The following is a 17207-nucleotide window of genomic DNA, read 5'->3' on the forward strand; positions in this document are numbered from 1 at the left end:
CAGCACCATCTCGCTATCGCGCTATGCGTCGCCCTTAATCTTGAGAGAGGCCGCCGACGGATGCCCGTGCTTCTGCAAGGCGGCGTCGATCCCTTCCATGATGACGTCATGCACCTTCACGTCGCGGGTGAAGGCGATCTCACGCAGACGCCGATGCACCTCGCGCGGCAGGTACACCGAGGTATGCACCACCTCGGGGCGGGCCCGGCGGCCACTGGCTTTCGGAGCTGCCGCTGATGTCGGGGCAGGGGCGGTTGGAGCCTGAGCCTCTGAAGCCTGAGCCGCCGCCTCGGGTTCGGCCGGCGCGGCATTCTTGGCCTTGGCCTCGGCCTGCTCGTCTGACAACTTCAGACCGCCGATGACTGAGGGTCGCTTGGTCACGCCTTGGCCGCCTTCATCTTGCGATCCGCCCATGCCCACAGGCCGCGCAGCTCGTCGGCTGCCTTGCCCTCGGGCGCATACTCGGTGACACCCTTCCCGGCCGCTAGCGCGTCCTGATGATCGGCGCGCGTGGTCAAGGATGGTTCGGCCAGGACGCCGAACATCCCGAGACCGCTGGCCGCCTCAACGGTTCGGGCTGAACGCCCGGCGGGACACTGGTTCAGCACGAAGGCGAACCGGTCCCGCATGCCGAGCCGCATCAGGGTCTCGATTGTCGGCATAGTCGCCTGAAGATCGAGGCGCGACGGCCGGGCGGGGATCAGCGCCAAGTCGGCCACCTGCATGGCGAGATTGCCCCCGGTCGAGGCTACGCCCGCTGTGTCGAGAACCGCGAGGGTGTATCCTTCTTGGCCAAGGGCCTTCAAGATCTTCGGGAGGTCCGACAGGCGATCCGGCCCGAGCCGGTCCACGGCCGGCGCGTCCGCCGTCCTGCTGTCGCCCCAAGCGGCGAGGGATCCCTGCGGATCGAGGTCGAGCGCGATGACGCGCTCCCCGGCCTCTGCGGCGGCGACGGCGAGACTGGCCGCGACCGTCGTCTTGCCGGCGCCCCCTTTCTGCGTGACGAGCGTGATCGTGCGCATGTGACCCCGTGGTGCTGTCGTGCTGTAACAGGGAAGCGTGACAGTGGGAAAGTGCTATGGCTTGACCATGCTAGAGCGTCAAAGCGTCGTGACGCTGTAGCGCTACAGTATGATAGCGCTTTAATGTCGTGATGCCGTAGCGCTCCAGCACTGCTTGTCCTATCTCGGCTTTACGAGCTGCAGACGCGGTCAGGGTGTGAACAGGGCCGGGCGAGCCGTGATGATACGGCCGTCCGGCCGTCTACGCTCTAGCTAAGTCGCTCATGAATTGGAAAACCCTGGGTGGGTGCGCGCCAAGCTGGCAACTGCCGCCATGCTGCTGCTGTTCTCGTTCTTCGTCGTCGTGGCGCGTGGCATCGCGCATCTGTTGTGATCAAGGCTCAACGCGAACGAGCCTCATGGACGGGGCAGGGGACCCGCGGTAGCTCTCCGGCATGGCCAGCAACCCCACAGTCTTTGACCTGCGTAAGGTCTCCGAGGTGACGGACGAGGAGATCACCGCCGCGGTGAATGCCGTGCTCGCCGATCTCGCGTCTGAGGCCTATCCGCTGGCGAAAGGGTGGGTGCTCGACCTCGTCGCAACGGTCGCAGGCCATAAGGCCTCCCAGGACGCGCTTCTGACGGGCCGGGACGCCTACAAGCGCAACATGGTCCGCACCGCGATCCTGCTGGCGCATCCGGTGAAGGCATGAGTGAGCCGGCCGAGCGAACTACGGTCCAGCATATGATGCGTCGGCTCGACGGGTTCGCCCGCGGGCTCGGTTTGGACGAGGCGACCACGCGGCAGATCGTCGAGAAGGTCGCTGCGGACATGGTGGAGCGTTCGGACGAGGAGCGCATGATGGAGGCGCGGAAGCGAATGCTTCTCGCGTCTGCATAGCCGCATGTTCGAGGATGCGGATCCGATCGCGGAGGCGGTGACCGTGCTCAAGTCCCGCGGACACACCGTCGAGCCCGACGACGATTTCGAGAACTGGCGCGTGGACGGCGGCGACTGGCTCACCGCTGGGGACGTGCTGGCCTGGGCCATCGTGCTCGGCCTGAACGGCGGCGTCGGCCGCCTGCAGTAGCGCCATGCCTCAGACCCTCACCGGCTGGATCCTGTTCGCGGCCGTCATGGCTTCCGCGATGGCGACGGCGGCCACGACCACCAAGCTCGGCATGGCGCGGCGCGGCAGGGCGGCTTTGGACCGCAGGGACATCCACGCCGCCTATGCCTTCGGGCTGCTGCTGGCGCTCTCGACCGTGTTGTTCCTCCTCGTCGAGGGGCGGTAATTCGCCGGCATGCCCACCGAGATCCGTGCCCCTCTTCGCCGTCTTCAACTCGAAGCCCTCCGAGCATGCGCCCTGTACCCGCAGGGCATGCGGCACGGGGCGCACCCGAGCGTCATGCCGGTGTTGCGGGATCTTGGGCTGGTCGAGGAGCGGCCGGTGCGTGGGGCAGCCGGGCGGAAGCTGTGGTTTCTGACGCAGGGTGGGCGCGAGCTGCTGACCGAGACCGGGATGGGCGAGCCGCGGGAGTCCTAACCGGCCTTCGCCTTGAACTCCCAGATCGGCGGACCCCATTCCTGCCCCTGCTTATCCCGGCGTGCCGCGGTCCGCTCGAACACGATGCGGTCAGCCTCGACGCCCTGAACCCGGTCACCGGCGACCATCAGCGCACCGCAATAGTCGATCCGGAGCGTGCCGTGCTCCGGGTGGACGCCGAACAACTCTCGATCCGTCCAGCCGTGCCGGTGAGCCTCGGCGCCGAACCGGTCGCAGAAGTCGAGCGCCGCTTCCCGCATCTTCGCCCACTGCGCCGGCGTGAGGTAGCGGCAGGGCGAGGCGTGCGGAGAGATGTTCTCGATCGCCCCATGCCACATTGCGACGGGGTTCGGGATCAAGGTGGGGGCGAGACCAGATGACATCCGGCCGAGCTACGCCAAGCGTTGCTGGCAGACCATGCGGCCAGAAGCGGGATTGCTCAGCGTCTGAGGCCCACCGACCCGTTCCAAGTGAGGGGGGAAAATTGGACCGGGCCGGTGGGTGTCCCTCGGGAGGACGCACCATGGTGCACCGCAGTGCTAACCTTTCAAAGCCTAAAACGAACAAGGCCCGCCCTGGTTTTCCAATGGCGGGCTTGATGCGACTGCGCTGGCGAGGCCGCACCGGGACCGACCGTGTAACGGCCCCAGCGCTGCTCTTCCAGCGCTCAGCCCGCAGGCCGGTCGCTGCGGCCATCCTGCGCCTGCATGGTTAACAACCCGTCACCGGGACCTGCTCTGTTCGCGGATGCCGGTGACACACGGCTGGAACATGCCCATGTTCACGGTCACCGCCTCGCCACGTTCGGCGTCCGTTCTAGTTCTCTGGCCAAGCTCGGAGGATAGGCGATGGCGCGACGCGGGGTGTTCGTTCGATGTGAAGAAATTGCCTTCCTTGAGGATGCCGCTCGATGGCGGAAGCAATGCATTTTGGTGCTCACCCGAGCCACGCCACAGGGGCCACTCTACAAGGCCACGGAAGGGATCCTAGACGCGATTGATGGGCTGGCCGAGGTCGTGACCGGAGACCGCCAGCGTCTCCACCAGCAGAGCCCACGAACGCCAGGGCCAGAGCTACCGCCCGTGAAGTGGCGGACTGTAGAGTAGATCGGCCCGATCGCTGACCTCAGGCTGCCAGCTTCTCGACGTTCCCCTGAAACCGCCGCCAACGACGCGCGCGCTCGGCCGGGGCCACCTTGCGCTCGCGCAGGTGGTAGACCCACTCAATGCGGAAGGTCAGGTCGCCCGCGTTCAATGCGATATCGACACTCAGCCCCGGCGGATCGGTCGGCCTGAAAGGATCAACCCGGATATCCCAACCGTAGGCCGTCCGGAGTTCGCGCACGATCGCCTGCTGCGGGCTGTGCAGCCGCACGATGAACGGCGAGATCGCCTCCGGGGTGGCGGCGAGATTGTAGGCTTTCGTCAGGGTCTCGTAGATCGCGGTCGGGCCGACGAAATCGAACTGCCCGGTGACAAGGACCAGTACGAACTCGTTGAGCGTGCGGTCATAGGCCCAGAGCAGCCCCTCCGGATCGAGGCCGAGCTTCTGCAACGCCGAGAGGTAGTCAGCCCCGGTGTTCAGATGGTCAGGCGGTAGCGTGTAGCCAACCATTGGATCACTCCGCTCGGTCCGCAGGCCGATGAAACCATGTCCTCCGCAACGCGCATCGGCATCGTCGTGGGATTGTAGCCCTCCGATCGGCTCCAGAGAAGTACGGTCTGGAAATGGGCTGCGATCGGGTCACGGAGTAGTCCCCTGAAATCGATACCGGCTTCGCGCGCCAGGAGCTTAAGATCGTGGGTGTACAGGTCGGGCCTGACATCCCGGCTGGGGAAACGGTTGAAGCGCTGATGCGCCATGACCGCCGCCTTCAATGCGCACTCGACCGCAAACCCTGACGAATTCCACGCCTCGGCCGGATGCTTGCCAGCGAGGAGGGTGCGCGCAGCGGCCTGATAACGCGTCGCCACTCGGCACCAGCCATCGACGGTTTCGGGCTGCACGCCGAGACTGTAGGGCCCGGAGACCATCGGATATCAGGACTCGCACTGCGTGGTGCCGTTCTTGGGCGTTGATAGGATAGGGCGTCCAGCCTCGGCGATACGCACGCAGACGCCTCCCGTCAGTTGTCGAGCTTGGTCTTGGCCGCCACGATTTTGGGTTGCAGTTCCCGTAGACGCGCGGCGCCGTCCTCGGTCCAGATGGCGGGGTTCACGCCTCGCAGGACATCAATGTTCTGAACGAAGGTCAGGAGGAGCCGAACCTCAGGCTCATCCAGATCGGTCGATCCGGCCGCGAGCTTCCCGGCCAATCCACTGGCGATGGCTTCCTGGGCGCGCGCTTCTGCTGCCTGTCGAGCACTATGGGTGGCCTGCAACTCCATGAACGTCTGCACCATCTGCATCTGCTCCGGCGTCATCTCAATCTTCATGGCTCGCGCTCGCTCGGCGCTTGGGCTGGCTGAACGGCGTAGGCCCCGAAGGCGGGAACAGCGGGATCGTCAAAGCACATCCTGAGGACACGTTCGCCCGCCGGATAGACATCCTGGAGATGCACGACTTGGCCGCGGATCGCCATGGTTGCCGTGTGCGCTTCGGCGAACGTCCCGTTGTCGAGCGTCACTGCGATCAACCCGGCTCGCTCTAATTCGAGCGTAGGGGCCAGCCAGGAGGTCAAGCGCATGGAGGAGTACATCAACGCCATGAAGCGCATCGGCTTCTTCACGTCACCATCGACCGCCTGAAGCTCGGGTTCGGTCAGGAGATCGTGCTGCGCTCGGTACTGCATCTGGAGAAGGTGCAGCGCCGGTTCGGTCAACGCATCAAGGCCGCGCGCGACTTCCATCCGTTCGCTCGGCTCAAGATCGGAAACGCCCAGTTCAACGACGGCCCGCGCCAAGGCTTCGGCCATCCGAGGGTTGATCTCCATCAGCATGCACCGGATCGCGGCCTGAGCCGAGAGTTGGTAGACCTCGTCAGCCTTCAGCCGTTCGCGGACCCCATCTTCGAGCGCGTCGATACGGGCACCGATCCTGTTCAGGAGGCGCTCGGTCTGGCGCGAGTAGCCGAACTCCACCGCCGTCTGGCCGATGTCGAACGCGAGACCCGCCCACCAGACCTGCTGAAGCGCCGCCTTCGTGCACAGCACGCCGACCCGCTGGAGCATCTGCATGGTCCCGCTCATCGGGACAAAGGTGTCCTCGACCGGGGTGATGTCGTTGCTCATCCTGGCGACCCCTCCGGCGGGAAGTAGGGTAGGTGGACGTTGTCGCTCCCCTTGGGCTGGCGTACCAGGAGGGAAATGGCACCGCCCTATGGCAGCAGATGAAGCGCCACCTTCCAAGCTCAACCTGAAGCCATTCTATTTCTGGCCCGTCGCGATCTTCAGGGCTCCGGCGGTGCGGTCCGGCAAGGTGCGCAGCGGGGATGGTGTGGGCTGCACGAAGGCGCGGGCGCCGTCTTCCCGCTGCACCACCACCCCAAGATCACGAACCTGGGAAGCTGCCTCAAGTCGGAGCGGCGCTGTCGCAAAAGTCATCCCTGTCTCGGCCCACTTGAGCGCGCTCTCGGCATCGCGGACACCCGTAAGGGCCATGATGTCGCGATAGCCTGCGACTTTTGCGGCATAGTCAGGGTCAGTCCTGAATTTCTTGTAGAAGCCCTCGAAATCACGCTCGCTCTTGACGTGGGCGGAGAGCAAAGGGCGGGTCAGAATGAGCCGGATAGCATCGGGTTTTTTAATCGTAATGGGCTTGCCGGACTCTTGAATTGCTTCGGCGCAGGCGATTAACCTGCATTCGATCGACATGCTTTGCGAAGTTGGGCCCTTGGGCTTAAGGATCTTCCGCGTTCCGGTGAAATACTTGTGCACTGAGTGCCGTCGTACCAGCGCCATGTCATCGAGCATGGTCAGCGCCTCTTGCGCGACGCGAGCGCGCTCGAATTCGGTTTCTTGGATCTCTGGGTGGTGGTGGAACTGGCGAAGGTTCTGGATCACGACTGATCGCAGATAGATGAAGACCGCGGCCAGCCGTTCCGCTTCGGTCTGTGCTGGACCGACCGGGCGCTCGCCTCGGAAGTCTTTGATCAGGTCACGGACCTCATCAGCGAACTCGCGAGCTTCTACGTCATGCGGTTTACCCGCAGCCTCCCGCTCGTTCTCCTCCCGCCTGCGCTGATTGCGCCGCTCTCGCTCGCTTGCCCTCGCCATGTCCTATGCTCCAATCCCTGCCAGTTCGGTTTGGGCCCGCCGTACTGCCGCCAAGTCAGTGCTCGTCTCGCGTTCCATCCTTCCGCATGCGGAACCGAACGCCTTCGCCGCCCCCGTTCTCGGGGATGAATTCCAAGCCAGCTTGCTCGAATGCCTCGACCAGGGCCCGATTATTCATTGTGGTGAGCTTCCCACTCTCGGGCTTCAGTTCGAAGGCCGAGATCGTCGGTTTTGGCACGCCCGAGGCGTTGGCAACGTCTAGCTGTTGCCATCCAACCATAGCGCGAGCCGCGCGGAGTAGACGTGGGGTCAGGCGAACATCGGATGCGGACATGCGGGCCTCTGATTGGAGGACATTACCGGAACCTGTCCCCCGACGCAATAACTGAGTTATAGGGCTATTGACAGGAACGCAGTGCGAGCCCTATAACTGGATTATAGCAACAGTACCGGACGCCGCCAATGTCCTCCCGCCGAGCCATCTCTTGGAACACCATCGACCGCGCTGGCTTCGATGCTCGCGCTAAGGTCCCGGCTGGCTTGCTGTCGGCCAAGGCCCGCATCGACATGACGGTGCGCACCACCCGCCGCCCGCTGTTCGCCGCCGGGCAGTTCGACCGCGGTGCCATCATGTCGGCCGCCGCCAAGGCTGCCCGTGCCCATCAGGAGCGCTTCGGCGGCACCTGGGCAGAGGCCATGTCTGTCTGTCTCACCGCCGCGTGGCGCGCCGCCAAGCTTGCCCGCCACATGGCCGCGCACTGAGGCCGAGCCGATGACCGCCCGCATCAACCGCCGCGTTCTGACCGCCGGTCTCCTCGCCGCCACGGCTACTCCCGTTGCTGCTACGGGCTCGGACCAAACGCGTACCCTCCGTGGAGACGACACTGCCCGCCTCCCGGATCACGCTGTATTCTGGTCCCGACTGCCGCTCCCGTTCTCTCTGACTGAGGCGTGGCACAAGCTGTCGCCCACCACCCAGGCGGAGATCGGGACTGCCGTCCTGGGCATGGCACTCGCGCAGTACGTCTACGGCGACGGGCGCGCCGATGCCGATCAGTTCGAGGACGAGAGCCTGCGGTCCGCCGCCTCCGACGTGGCCGACGACATCCTGAACCGGATCGATGCCCGGCTATGGGTGCTCTTGCCCGACCTGTACGGGCCGGACGGCGATCATCCGCACTGGGCTCTTGATAGCGGGCTCGCGTCGTGAGCCGCCCCGCAATGCCCACCGGCAGCCCTGATCCGAAAGTTGAGGCTCCCCGGGCGGCCCCTGCGGACCCTTTGGCCTACCGGCCTCGCGATGCCGCCGCCGCGATCGGGGTCAGCGAGGCTCTGCTCTACGAGCTGATCTCCGAAGGCGCCCTCCCAGCGCGCAAGCTGCGCGGGGCCACGATCCTCCTGCGGTCGGACATCGTGGCTTTCCTTGAGGCCCTGCCGCTGACTTCCTCGGCGGCCAAGGCTCGCGCCTCGCCCAGCTAGCGCCTGACCAACCCGACGCCTCGCGTCGGCTTCCCTCCTCACCACCGACCTGCAGCCACGAGCCCCGCCGGGAGCCCGAACGATGAAGCACGTCCGCATCCCCAATTTTAGCCAGCCCATCCCGGTCCGCGTTACGGTCGGCAGCAAGCCGGTCCGCGCACCCGTGGATCGCCGCTACCGCAATCTGCCGGACGAACAGCAGCCGGGCGCGATCGAGCCCTGGCAGGCCGTCGCCCCGATCCGGCCGGACACCGCGCACAGCCGGTCCCTGCGCTTCCTCGACACCGCGGGCGAGCTTCTGGCCGCGGTCGCCATCATCGGCGGCGGCATCGTCCTGACCGGCTTCGCCACCCTGCTCTGATCCGACCCGCACCCGAGCGGGCCGGTCGCCCGCGTCCCTCGCCTCGAGGATCCTGCGATGTCCCTGCGCACCTCCCTCAAGAACCTGATCCGCCGCGATGCCGAGCACCCGAGCCTTCGGGAGCGCGCCGCCGACCTGCGCGGCGACCTCAGTGGCCAAACTCGCCGTGCCATCGTGGCCGGGTCCGTAGCTGCCGCCGTGCCGCTTCCGACGCTCGCCGCACCCGCGCCCGATCCATCCGACCTTGCTCGTGCTTGTGATGCCGCCGTGGCGCATCTGGCTTGGATTAACGGGGCGACGGCACGGTGTGAGGAGCACTGGCCGGATGATCGACTGCACCAAGAACTCGACACAGCGGACGGCGTACTGTGGCGCGTCGCTGACGAACCGTCGCGCGACCTCAATGATGTCGCTGCGAAAGCACGGCTTATCCATGCCAGCGATGGGGAGATGCTCGGGCTGAGCGACCTCGCAGGCGACCGCGCGACGGCGACGCTCCTGCGGGAAGTCATTGCGCTCGCCCCATGGAGGAGCCTGCCGCCGCAGCAGATGCCTGCGGTCCCCGTTGAACGCGCCGAGTACCGCGCCCGCCTACTGACCTCCTACAAGGAAGACCGGGCGAGCCGGCCGGTGACTTCGCGGCTGCCCGGTTGGACGGTCAAGCATGAAGCGGCGATGCTCGTGCAGCAGCGATGCTGGGCCATCGCCCGTGAGATTGTCGACCTGCCGCCGCCCAAGACTGCCGACGGACTAGCGCTCGCGGCGCTTGCTTCCGCCATCCTAGTCGAGGCCGATTTCACATCCAACGATCCGACCGTTACGGCCGCCGTTGGGCTGACGCGGGCAGTTCTTGCTTTCACCGGCGAGCCTTTGCCGCCGGGCTTCGCAGGCTTCGGCGACGAGCCCGACCACAGAGAGCGAGACGAAGCGCTGCACGCCGGCCCCGATGGGCACTTGCCAGCCTGGGCGATGGCCCAAGCGCAAGCCGAGATGGACGAGGACGCCTGACACGCCGCCACTGCGCGGCGCCCGTCTCGCCGCGCCTCCTGTCATTTTGTGATCCCTGGAGGCTGACCGTGCCCTCTCTCAAGCTGTCCAATCCATTCCGCCGTGCCGCCGACCGTCCGACCCTCAAGCAGCGCGCCGCCGACCTGAAGGCCGGGCTTGCCTCTGCTGCCCAAGCGGCGCCGGTCCCCGATCCAAAAACCGATGCCGGGCCGCTCGACGCAAACCCTAAGCTCCTCTCCCTCGTCACGACCTGGCTCGACGTGCGGCGCCGGTATGAGGCGATCACGCAGGACGATCAGACCGAAGAGGGCGACGCGCTGTTCGAGCAGATCCTGCTCCTGCAGCCGGCGATCTTCGCCTTCCCCGTGGCATCGGTCGCCGATCTCTGCGCCAAGCTGCCGGTGCTGCGAGACGAGTTCGCTGAGATTGCCGTCGGGCCGGATCCTGCAAAGCCATACTGGCTCCGGCAGGCGGCCGATGCAGTCCTGCGCGATCTCGCCAGCCTGTCCGATGCTGCGGCATCCGCAGAGGACAGCGATCCGCTGACCACCGAGAGCGCCGCCTCGCTCGACTTCGAGGGCGTGCATGTGCCGACCCCGATCCGCACACCGCGTCAGTGGCACGAGCGGTTTGCGCCCCATACCCTCGGCCTGCACATGGCCGACCGCATGCTGCGGATGAGCAAGCGCGAACTGGTCGCGTTCATTCGTGGCGCCGGCCAGAAGGACTCCACCTTGCCGGTCAACATGATCAAGCAGGTCGAGGCGGCCCGCGTCGAGGCGCAAACCTACGCCGAGATGCTGGATGCCACCTGTGTCCGCCTCCTCGTGGCCGGTGCTACGGCAATCCAGGCCGAGGAGCAGCACAGCCCGCAGGCCGAGAGCTCAGCTTCCAAACCAGCCGCTACATCGGCATCGGCAGCGCCGCGCGAGCCCAGCCTCGTCGGTATGATCGACTTCGCGTCCGCCTCGCTGGAGGACCTGCAGTCGCTCCACGACCTTGCGGATCTTGTCGGCGGCGTTGCCTACGCCTTGGTCTGGACGGGCCGGTGTCAGGGCCGGGGCCCCCACGGTGAGCACAACACCCCGGGCAAGCTGATGCAGTGGCTCGGCGATGCCTTGACCGAGGTGGAGACCGCGGCCAACAACGAGGCGCGGCGCCGTCGACCCGCGAACAGCGCCGACCGCGAGACCCGCCTGGAGATGCTGGCCCTGCCGGTGATCCAGAACGGCGACCCCGACGAGACCGAGGCTTTCGCCCGGGACCTACTGGCCCACGCCGAGGCCGAACGGGCAGGGCGCTGAACGGCACCCGCCACCCCTTCTGCCGTCGTGCGTACCGCCCCGGCCGGATCCCGCCGGGCCTTCCCCTTCACACCCCGAGACCTGACATCATGGGCGACGTGCTCACCTTCACCCCGCGTCCGAAACCGAGCGCTCCGGAAGCGTCGGAACCGCTGACCGGCCCGGAGATCCGCGCCAGCCTGGAGGCGGCGGCCCAGGTCGCCCTCGACGCTGCGGACCGCATCATCGCCGTTCTCGATCGCATGGACGGTGATCCGGACTTTGAGAACGGTGTCGATGCCGAGCCGTCCCTAGCGGTCGCCGAGAATTACACCGGTAGTCAGGTCACATGGCTGCGTGGGAGCGATCAGGATCAAGAGGAGGAGGCGACCGAGACAGTGCCGCCGCAGGTAGTGGTCGAGATGCCGGTGAAGGCGAGTGTTCTACCGTGGCGTGGGCGCGGAAACATTATCGCGGCAGCCGGTGTAGCCCTACTAGATCTCGCACGGGTGCGCTGATGCCGATGACCATCCCAAACCTATCGCCGACCGCTGCTGCCGTTGAGCGCCTGCCTTGGTCGAAGATGGCACGTTTCCTTGTTTTACTGGCATGGGTGCGGTGGCTAAACCGACGCCTGCACGCCGCTCATCAAAGAGTGCACCGCCAAGGCCTCGATGCCGGTGGGGCCGATCTGGTGCTGATCGTCGGGCGCTGGCTGGCAGCCCATCAAGCGATCAGCGTCTTGCTGGGCTGCCCCGAGCCGCCGCATGTCGCGCAGGTGCGGGCACGGCTAGGCAGTTGCCAGGAGGTCAAGAATGACGACTGATCAGTCCGGCGCAGCACGGGCAATGGCTGAGGAAATTGAACGTCTCATGGCCTTGGCACCGGACTCCCGCAGTTTCACGATGAAGGGCACCCGGGAGGAATTGAGCGTGATCTTGGCCGCTCTTCGAACGTTTTGGATTGAGACCGGCGGGAATGGTCGTGCTGCCCATCCTCATCAGGTGAACGAGTCGCAACGTGTGCCCCCCGATGCGAATAGCTCTTTGACGTAGCGAGCGGACGGCCGTCGCGGAGGTGGGTGCGATGGCATGCTACTCCCGGGCTGGCTTCGGCTCCGCCTTAGCCGTTCGCGTGAGGCTCCGGATCACCCGCGGCGGTCAACCAGCCTTTTCGGCGATCTCAGCCTGTTGCTGCTCGCTAAAGTCGCGAGCAGGCCCAGTCCTGCAGGAGCTGTCGTTCGCGCTTGGTCATGCCGGACTGATACCCGTCCGATCCCGTTCGGCCAAGCGCCTCACTCTCAGCTGCATGGATCAGGGCGTCGTGCATTGGATCGGCACGGTCCGGTTGGTCGTGGCACGGTGTCGGACGCAGAACGTCGCCCCCGTGCCTTTACAGACGTAGGAGGCCGGATGCCGGCAGGCGGGCATCGTGCATCCGACCACCTCCACGGGTTCGACCCTGGCCCCGCCCGCGACCCGTTCGACCTTCGCCGCTTGGGGGCCCTGGATAGGGGTGGAGGATCGATGTGTGGATGTTTCCAGGATTATGGGGGTTGGCGAACGGTCCCCTCACCTGGGTGCCGTTCGATCCCCCTCCCCATCGCCGGTTCGGCCCCCCGGACCAGGCGCGGTTCAGTCCCCCTATTAGGGGCCAGTTCGGTCCCCCTGGGGTGTGAAATCGAACCGTTCTGGTTCGAACGCCGGAGTTGGTCCTCCACCTCGCTCTTCAGGTACGGGAACCCCCGGGGGTGAGCTGGACGATCTGCGAGTTCGGGTTCGGCGGGGCGCCGCGGCGTAGGCCGGGCGGCACTCTATCATCCTCCAGTCGCTCGCTCTTACCTGGCGCGCGCGGTCAGGCCGCCGGGTTCGAACCCCGGCTGCGTCCAGGCCAGCCGAGGGTGCTCCTCTCCTCTCGCGCCTTATCCGAGCCGGGCGGCCGCTCAGGATCTGGCGGTGTTACTGGTCGCGCTCGGTCTTCGGCTCCGGCTTGGCAGCTCGCGTGACCCTCTGGATGACGCGTGGCGGTTGGTTGACCTTGCGATCATGGCACGACTGTTTTGTCTGATTGTAGCTGCTTGATCGTGACGGCGATCGAGTGGGAAGCCTATGATTGGGCTTGTGTCCCGCCGATCCTGCCAACATCCCGACAAATGCCGTGCCGCCGGCCGTGGTGGCCCCTGCCGGACCTGCGACGCGGTAGCGATCGCGCGCCGGGCTGTTTTGCTCCGCGAGCGGATCGCGGCAAACCGGGCTGAGGGGCGACCGCTATATGCTCAGCGTCCGTCGCAGCCCGCTGCAGGAGAGTTGAAGGGGGGGGCGCCGATCCTTGAGAGAACAAGACCCCCGTCGATTTGGGTCGATGATTAGGGTGCATCGACCAGCCACTCAGCCTTGATCACGAGTGTCGCGCGGAAAACCGCGCGGCCACCTCCATTCCTGACGGTGATGCTGACCTCTTCCTTTGTTCGCTCGGAGACGCAGCCTTTGGCGATGTCCGGCAGCGACGCAAGCGCTTGATCGCAAGCGGCATCGACGCTGACGAAGTCCAGCCCCTCGTCGTCCCGACTGTGATCGCCATCGTCCACGTCGAAGAAGTAGCGAGCCATCAAAACCTCGGCACGTCGATGCTAGGCAAACACGTGAGGTCGATGTCGGTTGCTCCAGGGCTCGAACCAGTGGCTCAACGGTCGCCTGGAAAAAACCTGTATCTTCAGGTATGTTTTATTTTAGGTGCAGGTACTGTGGGTTGAACTCGCCCGCTGCTCGGAGGCCCGGCCAATCCAGGATTTCAAGTTTACGAATTTGTAGGTTGATCAAATCTGCAATCCGCAACTCTTTCAGCGTCCGGTTCACGTGAACGGGTGTCAGCCCGAGTGCGTCGGCGAGGTCAGTCTGCCGGAGCGGCATTGGAAAGATGTCGCCGCCGGCGAGCCCAACCGCCTCAAGCCGTAGGTACAGCTCGCAGAACAGATGCGCGAGGCGTCCCCGTGCGTCCCGACGGCCAAGGCTGCTTAGCCATGACCGTTGGATCGCGGCACTGACTTGAGCCTCGCGCCACAACGCCGTCCCGATCGCCGGAAAGCGCTCTATCAGTCTGTGCAGGTTTGCATGTGGGACGAAGGCTACCCTCGCCTGGGTCAGGGCGATCATGCCGAAGTCTGGATCAGGCAGGTGCAAGCTTTGCAGGTCAGGCAGGTCACCTGGCACATGCAAGGACAAAATCTGACGACGGCCCGCCTCGAACGATTGGTAGCAGCAAGTCCACCCATCGAGGATGATACAGCATTGTGTCGAGGGACCATTTTCAAGAACGATGTCCTGCTGAGGGCTCAGCGTTCTGGCGGAGATCGGCAACTTCTTAATGGCCGACTGCTCCGCCTCCGAGAACCGGTGGGCGCCTCCGAGCTTGCGGATCATCGCGTCGAGCGGGTGTCGTGCGGTTGATGTCATGGAGCGTCGGTATGCAACGGTATGCAGCTGTCTTACGACAACTGCCGTAGCAGATCTGACGCTGCTCCCGTGTCGATAGTGCTGAGGTTCAAGCGCGCACGCATCGCCTTTCCAGGCTTGAACTGGACACCAGCCCTGGCCTCGACCTGCACTGTCTCGCCGGTCCGCGGGTTACGCCCAGTACGCGCGTCCCGGTTCCGGATCTTAAACATACCCAAGCCACGCAGTTCAACCCGGTCCCCATCAGCTAGCGCGGTACCAATGCGTTCGAGGACGGCATCGACGACCGCCTCGACGTCCTTGGCGTAGAGGTGGGGGTTCTGCTCCGCGACGCGGGCGACGAGCTCGGATCGGATCATGGTCGCTCGATGCCGCGTCGTTCACCGGACCGCAACCGCACCGCGACATTCTCGATGACAGGCCGTGTTGCGTATCGGCCTGACCGCTGGTGAGATCGGACGCTCCCCCGCCCCGTGAGCAGATCGGGGCGGGGCCGAGCGGCCAAGCATCACGGTGGGGTCGGGTTCGCCGCCATGATGGCCGCTGCGAGTACCGTCCTGAACGTGGTCTCGCGGTATCCGGACTGTCCAACCATCGCGAAGGCTGGCGAGGTATTCACGAGTGCCGCGACGTCGAGGCTGTATCCACTGGCAAAGCGATAGGGTCCGATCCCCGGATCCCGCATGTAGGCGTCGATCGCCGCCACGACCTCGTGGCTGGTGACGATGCCGGCCCTGCGCAGGTCAGCGACGGTCCGCATCTCGGCCAAGGCTCTGTCCCTGGATTAGCGATCCAACTGTATCGCAGAGAATGCAGCAGCCTAGTCCTCTGCCAAGGACCGCAGATCGTCGCGTACCGCTAGCAGCTCGGATAGGTGGCGCTCGTAGAGGTCGATGCTGGCCTGCCAGCGCCTCTTGTCGTCACTAGGCAACGCGGGATCAGACAGCGCTAGCTGCGCGATTTGGATGCTGCCTTGCAGGCTAGCGATATCGCCCTCGACCCTCTCAAGCTCGGTCATCGCCGGACCCCAACGTTGACTTAACCGTGCCGCCCGGCCGACATGGGCTGTTCCGGCCGGTCCCGCCTTGGCGAGTCGAGAGCCGGTAATTCAGGAGACCATCGCCGCGAGATAGACCCTGAAAAGCCAACAGCCCCTTCCCGGCAAGGAAGAGGCTGCTGAAAAACCGAGGGCCTGTGAGGCCGGACTGATCTCCCCTCACAAGCCATGAGACCCACCCGGGTGTCAAGACGGAACCTGTTTCCGTCAACGGGAAGGCTTTGCCTGGACCCTAGCCGCGGCCCGTAAGGGACCGGGTTCGATGAACTATGCCGATGAGATCCGCCGGCAGGCGGAGGCGGCTACGCGCGCCGCATTGCCGGCTGTCAGGGCTGCGCTCTGGCGCGCCTACAGCGACGGAAAGATCACGGAGGCCGAGGCTGAGTCGCTATCTGGGCTGATCGAGGCACGCACGGACGCGCCCGCGGCTCGTCGGCTGCCGAGCGAGGCCCATACCGATCGGCATGCCCCCCAGGAGCGCCAGAGCAGCCCCAGGAGGCCCGGCGTCGGCTCCCGGCCGCGCACGGACGCTTCGATGGAGCGCCGCCGCCGTTGGGCCGCCTCTGGGCGCCTCCCGCCTGCCATCGCCGCCCGCTTCACCCTAGCCGAGCAAGGCGTGCTTGCCCTCGTGGCCGCTGAAGTGGTCCGCCGAAAGGATTGCCGGTTGGCCGTTGGGCACCTGGCGGCGATCGTCGGTGTTGCCGAGACCACCGTGCGCAACGCCATCCGCGAGGCTCGGAAGCTGGGCCTGCTGACCGTCGAGGAACGCCAGATCACGGGCTTCCGCAACGACACCAACATCGTGCGGATCGTCTCGCCGGAGTGGCTGGCCTGGCTCCGGCTGGTGCGGAAGGGGAATGCCGCCAGGCCTGCCCCTACCCGAAGGGAGGGCCGTCATGACCCCGCCTCGGAGGGGATAGGGTGCAAATCCGCGAAGCGCACGACTACTGAAGTTCCAGATCTGGGGAAAACGAGGCCAGCGGAACCGAAAAAGGGCTGCCGACAAGCGGCTGGCGACCTCGACCGATCAGGCCGGACGAGAATTCGCACGGGTGGTGGCGCGGGCCGAGCTATGCGGTGAGGGTCTGCGACCGGCCGGTATAACGAACACACCTGCAGGCATGGCTAAGGATCAGGACGTGTTGATAAAGCCTGCCATTGACGCTGGACTGCGCCCTGCTCGTATCAAGACAACGGGCTTGCACCGCACCACAATGCTCGAGGCGGGCTAAGGCCATGACCGAAACGATCATCCCGCTGCGTCCGCGAGGTGAGGCGCACTCCGCACTCGCCCACGTCGATGTCAACGCAGCGGAGCTGCTTGCCCGAGGTCAGGCGGCGAGCTTGCAGGCGGCGAGGGCCGAGGTGATCCTGATCAACCTGAGAGGGCACCGGGATCAGATGACGGCACTGCTCGCGGATTTACGTGCACGGGAGCCGGTTACCGACGCGCAGATCGATACCGCGAATGCGAACCTCATCGCTGCGATCAACCACGGCGTCGTGCAGATCGACCTGTTCATCGCTCGTGCGCAGCTCCTCATGGCAGAAGCTGCACAATCGGGCGGTTAGTGCCGGTATCGTTCGGCCAGCGCCATGAGAGACTGGGCCAACTGGGTGATATTAGTTGAGGCGGTTTCAACTTGGCGCGTGCCGGCGGCGGTCTGCTGGCTCGCTTGCCGGATGCCGTGCAAGGCCTGCATCACCTGCTCGATCCCGAGCTGCTGTTGGTTGGTCGAGGCGATCACCTGCTGGAAGACTTGCGCGCCCTCCTCCACCTTGGCGGTGATCTCCTCGATCGTCCGC

General features: G+C 65.5%; 26 protein-coding genes and 1 pseudogene. 14 read left to right on the forward strand and 13 right to left on the reverse strand.

Annotated elements, in window-relative coordinates; all coding sequences use genetic code 11:
- Nucleotides 1–21: 21 nt before the first annotated feature.
- Together WYO_RS31220 and WYO_RS26460 are read right to left on the reverse strand one after the other, a co-directional pair.
- Nucleotides 22–381 (reverse strand): hypothetical protein, encoded by a 360-nt coding sequence (locus tag WYO_RS31220; RefSeq protein ID WP_007568507.1) that lies wholly within the window; start codon nt 379–381, stop codon nt 22–24.
- On the reverse strand, nt 378–1022 hold the full coding sequence (locus WYO_RS26460; RefSeq protein WP_007568509.1) for an AAA family ATPase: 645 nt from the start codon (nt 1020–1022) through the stop codon (nt 378–380). The genes WYO_RS31220 and WYO_RS26460 overlap by 4 nt, the downstream gene beginning before the upstream one ends.
- Nucleotides 1023–1456: 434 nt before the next feature.
- On the opposite strand from WYO_RS26460, the gene WYO_RS26465 reads away from it, so the two are divergent.
- From WYO_RS26465 to WYO_RS26480, 4 genes are read left to right on the forward strand one after another with little or no spacing between them, the layout of a single operon-like run.
- The gene (locus tag WYO_RS26465) at nt 1457–1714 is read left to right on the forward strand and encodes a hypothetical protein (RefSeq protein WP_007568511.1); all 258 of its coding nucleotides are present in this window, start codon (nt 1457–1459) and stop codon (nt 1712–1714) included.
- Nucleotides 1711–1902 (forward strand): hypothetical protein, encoded by a 192-nt coding sequence (locus WYO_RS26470; RefSeq protein WP_007568513.1) that lies wholly within the window; start codon nt 1711–1713, stop codon nt 1900–1902. The genes WYO_RS26465 and WYO_RS26470 overlap by 4 nt, the downstream gene beginning before the upstream one ends.
- A gap of 4 nt (nt 1903–1906) precedes the next feature.
- Nucleotides 1907–2092: a hypothetical protein gene (locus tag WYO_RS26475; RefSeq protein WP_007568515.1), complete on the forward strand. Its 186-nt coding sequence runs from the start codon at nt 1907–1909 to the stop codon at nt 2090–2092.
- A 4-nt stretch (nt 2093–2096) separates the two neighbouring features.
- Complete coding sequence (locus tag WYO_RS26480) at nt 2097–2297, forward strand: hypothetical protein (protein ID WP_007568517.1); 201 nt, start codon at nt 2097–2099, stop codon at nt 2295–2297.
- A gap of 248 nt (nt 2298–2545) precedes the next feature.
- Here WYO_RS26480 and WYO_RS26490 read toward each other — a convergent pair whose 3' ends face one another.
- The 6 genes from WYO_RS26490 to WYO_RS26515 form a co-directional block, all read right to left on the reverse strand.
- A complete protein-coding gene (locus tag WYO_RS26490) occupies nt 2546–2932 on the reverse strand; it encodes a hypothetical protein (protein WP_007568521.1) in 387 nt (128 codons plus the stop codon).
- Nucleotides 2933–3674: 742 nt separating this feature from the next.
- Entirely contained in the window at nt 3675–4163 is a 489-nt protein-coding gene (locus tag WYO_RS26495; RefSeq protein ID WP_007568523.1) for a hypothetical protein, read from the reverse strand.
- Nucleotides 4130–4582 carry a hypothetical protein gene (locus tag WYO_RS26500; protein ID WP_007568525.1) on the reverse strand — a complete coding sequence of 151 codons (453 nt, stop codon included), beginning with the start codon at nt 4580–4582 and terminating at the stop codon, nt 4130–4132. Before WYO_RS26500 ends, WYO_RS26495 begins: the two co-directional genes overlap by 34 nt.
- Nucleotides 4583–4674: 92 nt before the next feature.
- Nucleotides 4675–4983, reverse strand: coding sequence for a hypothetical protein (locus tag WYO_RS26505; protein WP_007568527.1), 309 nt, complete (start codon nt 4981–4983; stop codon nt 4675–4677).
- The gene (locus tag WYO_RS26510) at nt 4980–5777 is read right to left on the reverse strand and encodes a hypothetical protein (RefSeq protein ID WP_007568528.1); all 798 of its coding nucleotides are present in this window, start codon (nt 5775–5777) and stop codon (nt 4980–4982) included. The genes WYO_RS26505 and WYO_RS26510 overlap by 4 nt, the downstream gene beginning before the upstream one ends.
- 135 nt (nt 5778–5912) lie before the next feature.
- Entirely contained in the window at nt 5913–6761 is an 849-nt protein-coding gene (locus tag WYO_RS26515; RefSeq protein ID WP_007568529.1) for a hypothetical protein, read from the reverse strand.
- A 540-nt stretch (nt 6762–7301) separates the two neighbouring features.
- On the opposite strand from WYO_RS26515, the gene WYO_RS26520 reads away from it, so the two are divergent.
- From WYO_RS26520 to WYO_RS31225, 8 genes are all read left to right on the forward strand, one after another.
- Entirely contained in the window at nt 7302–7523 is a 222-nt protein-coding gene (locus WYO_RS26520) for a hypothetical protein (protein ID WP_244424313.1), read from the forward strand.
- A 10-nt stretch (nt 7524–7533) separates the two neighbouring features.
- On the forward strand, nt 7534–7971 hold the full coding sequence (locus WYO_RS26525; protein WP_007568532.1) for a hypothetical protein: 438 nt from the start codon (nt 7534–7536) through the stop codon (nt 7969–7971).
- Nucleotides 7972–8042: 71 nt separating this feature from the next.
- Nucleotides 8043–8240 (forward strand): helix-turn-helix domain-containing protein, encoded by a 198-nt coding sequence (locus WYO_RS26530; RefSeq protein WP_244424315.1) that lies wholly within the window; start codon nt 8043–8045, stop codon nt 8238–8240.
- Between the two features lie 82 nt (nt 8241–8322).
- The gene (locus WYO_RS26535) at nt 8323–8601 is read left to right on the forward strand and encodes a hypothetical protein (protein ID WP_007568534.1); all 279 of its coding nucleotides are present in this window, start codon (nt 8323–8325) and stop codon (nt 8599–8601) included.
- Between the two features lie 57 nt (nt 8602–8658).
- Nucleotides 8659–9609 (forward strand): hypothetical protein, encoded by a 951-nt coding sequence (locus WYO_RS26540; protein WP_007568535.1) that lies wholly within the window; start codon nt 8659–8661, stop codon nt 9607–9609.
- Nucleotides 9610–9677: 68 nt separating this feature from the next.
- Nucleotides 9678–10913 carry a hypothetical protein gene (locus WYO_RS26545; RefSeq protein ID WP_007568536.1) on the forward strand — a complete coding sequence of 412 codons (1236 nt, stop codon included), beginning with the start codon at nt 9678–9680 and terminating at the stop codon, nt 10911–10913.
- Nucleotides 10914–11002: 89 nt separating this feature from the next.
- Nucleotides 11003–11410, forward strand: a complete 408-nt coding sequence (locus tag WYO_RS26550) for a hypothetical protein (protein WP_007568537.1) — start codon at nt 11003–11005, stop codon at nt 11408–11410.
- Complete coding sequence (locus WYO_RS31225) at nt 11410–11718, forward strand: hypothetical protein (protein WP_128755102.1); 309 nt, start codon at nt 11410–11412, stop codon at nt 11716–11718. The genes WYO_RS26550 and WYO_RS31225 overlap by 1 nt, the downstream gene beginning before the upstream one ends.
- A 1539-nt stretch (nt 11719–13257) precedes the next feature.
- On the opposite strand, the gene WYO_RS26555 is transcribed toward WYO_RS31225, so the two are convergent.
- From WYO_RS26555 to WYO_RS26570, 4 genes are all read right to left on the reverse strand, one after another.
- Complete coding sequence (locus tag WYO_RS26555; protein WP_007568541.1) at nt 13258–13500, reverse strand: hypothetical protein; 243 nt, start codon at nt 13498–13500, stop codon at nt 13258–13260.
- A 115-nt stretch (nt 13501–13615) separates the two neighbouring features.
- Entirely contained in the window at nt 13616–14311 is a 696-nt protein-coding gene (locus WYO_RS26560) for a Crp/Fnr family transcriptional regulator (RefSeq protein WP_244424317.1), read from the reverse strand.
- Nucleotides 14312–14376: 65 nt separating this feature from the next.
- Nucleotides 14377–14703 (reverse strand): integration host factor subunit beta, encoded by a 327-nt coding sequence (ihfB, locus tag WYO_RS26565; RefSeq protein ID WP_007568545.1) that lies wholly within the window; start codon nt 14701–14703, stop codon nt 14377–14379.
- 149 nt (nt 14704–14852) lie between these two features.
- Nucleotides 14853–15104, reverse strand: coding sequence for a hypothetical protein (locus WYO_RS26570; RefSeq protein ID WP_007568547.1), 252 nt, complete (start codon nt 15102–15104; stop codon nt 14853–14855).
- Nucleotides 15105–15663: 559 nt separating this feature from the next.
- On the opposite strand from WYO_RS26570, the gene WYO_RS26580 reads away from it, so the two are divergent.
- Nucleotides 15664–16482: a hypothetical protein gene (locus tag WYO_RS26580; protein ID WP_007568551.1), complete on the forward strand. Its 819-nt coding sequence runs from the start codon at nt 15664–15666 to the stop codon at nt 16480–16482.
- Nucleotides 16483–16637: 155 nt separating this feature from the next.
- Nucleotides 16638–16973, forward strand: a complete 336-nt coding sequence (locus tag WYO_RS26585) for a hypothetical protein (protein WP_007568553.1) — start codon at nt 16638–16640, stop codon at nt 16971–16973.
- Here the strand turns inward: WYO_RS26585 and WYO_RS26590 are convergent.
- Nucleotides 16970–17207 (reverse strand): annotated as a pseudogene (locus WYO_RS26590) (hypothetical protein); the annotation flags it as partial. The gene WYO_RS26585 and the pseudogene WYO_RS26590 sit on opposite strands and share 4 nt — an antisense overlap.

The sequence above is a fragment of the Methylobacterium sp. GXF4 genome, assembly GCF_000272495.1.
In the GTDB taxonomy this organism is placed as follows: Bacteria; Pseudomonadota; Alphaproteobacteria; order Rhizobiales; family Beijerinckiaceae; genus Methylobacterium; species Methylobacterium brachiatum.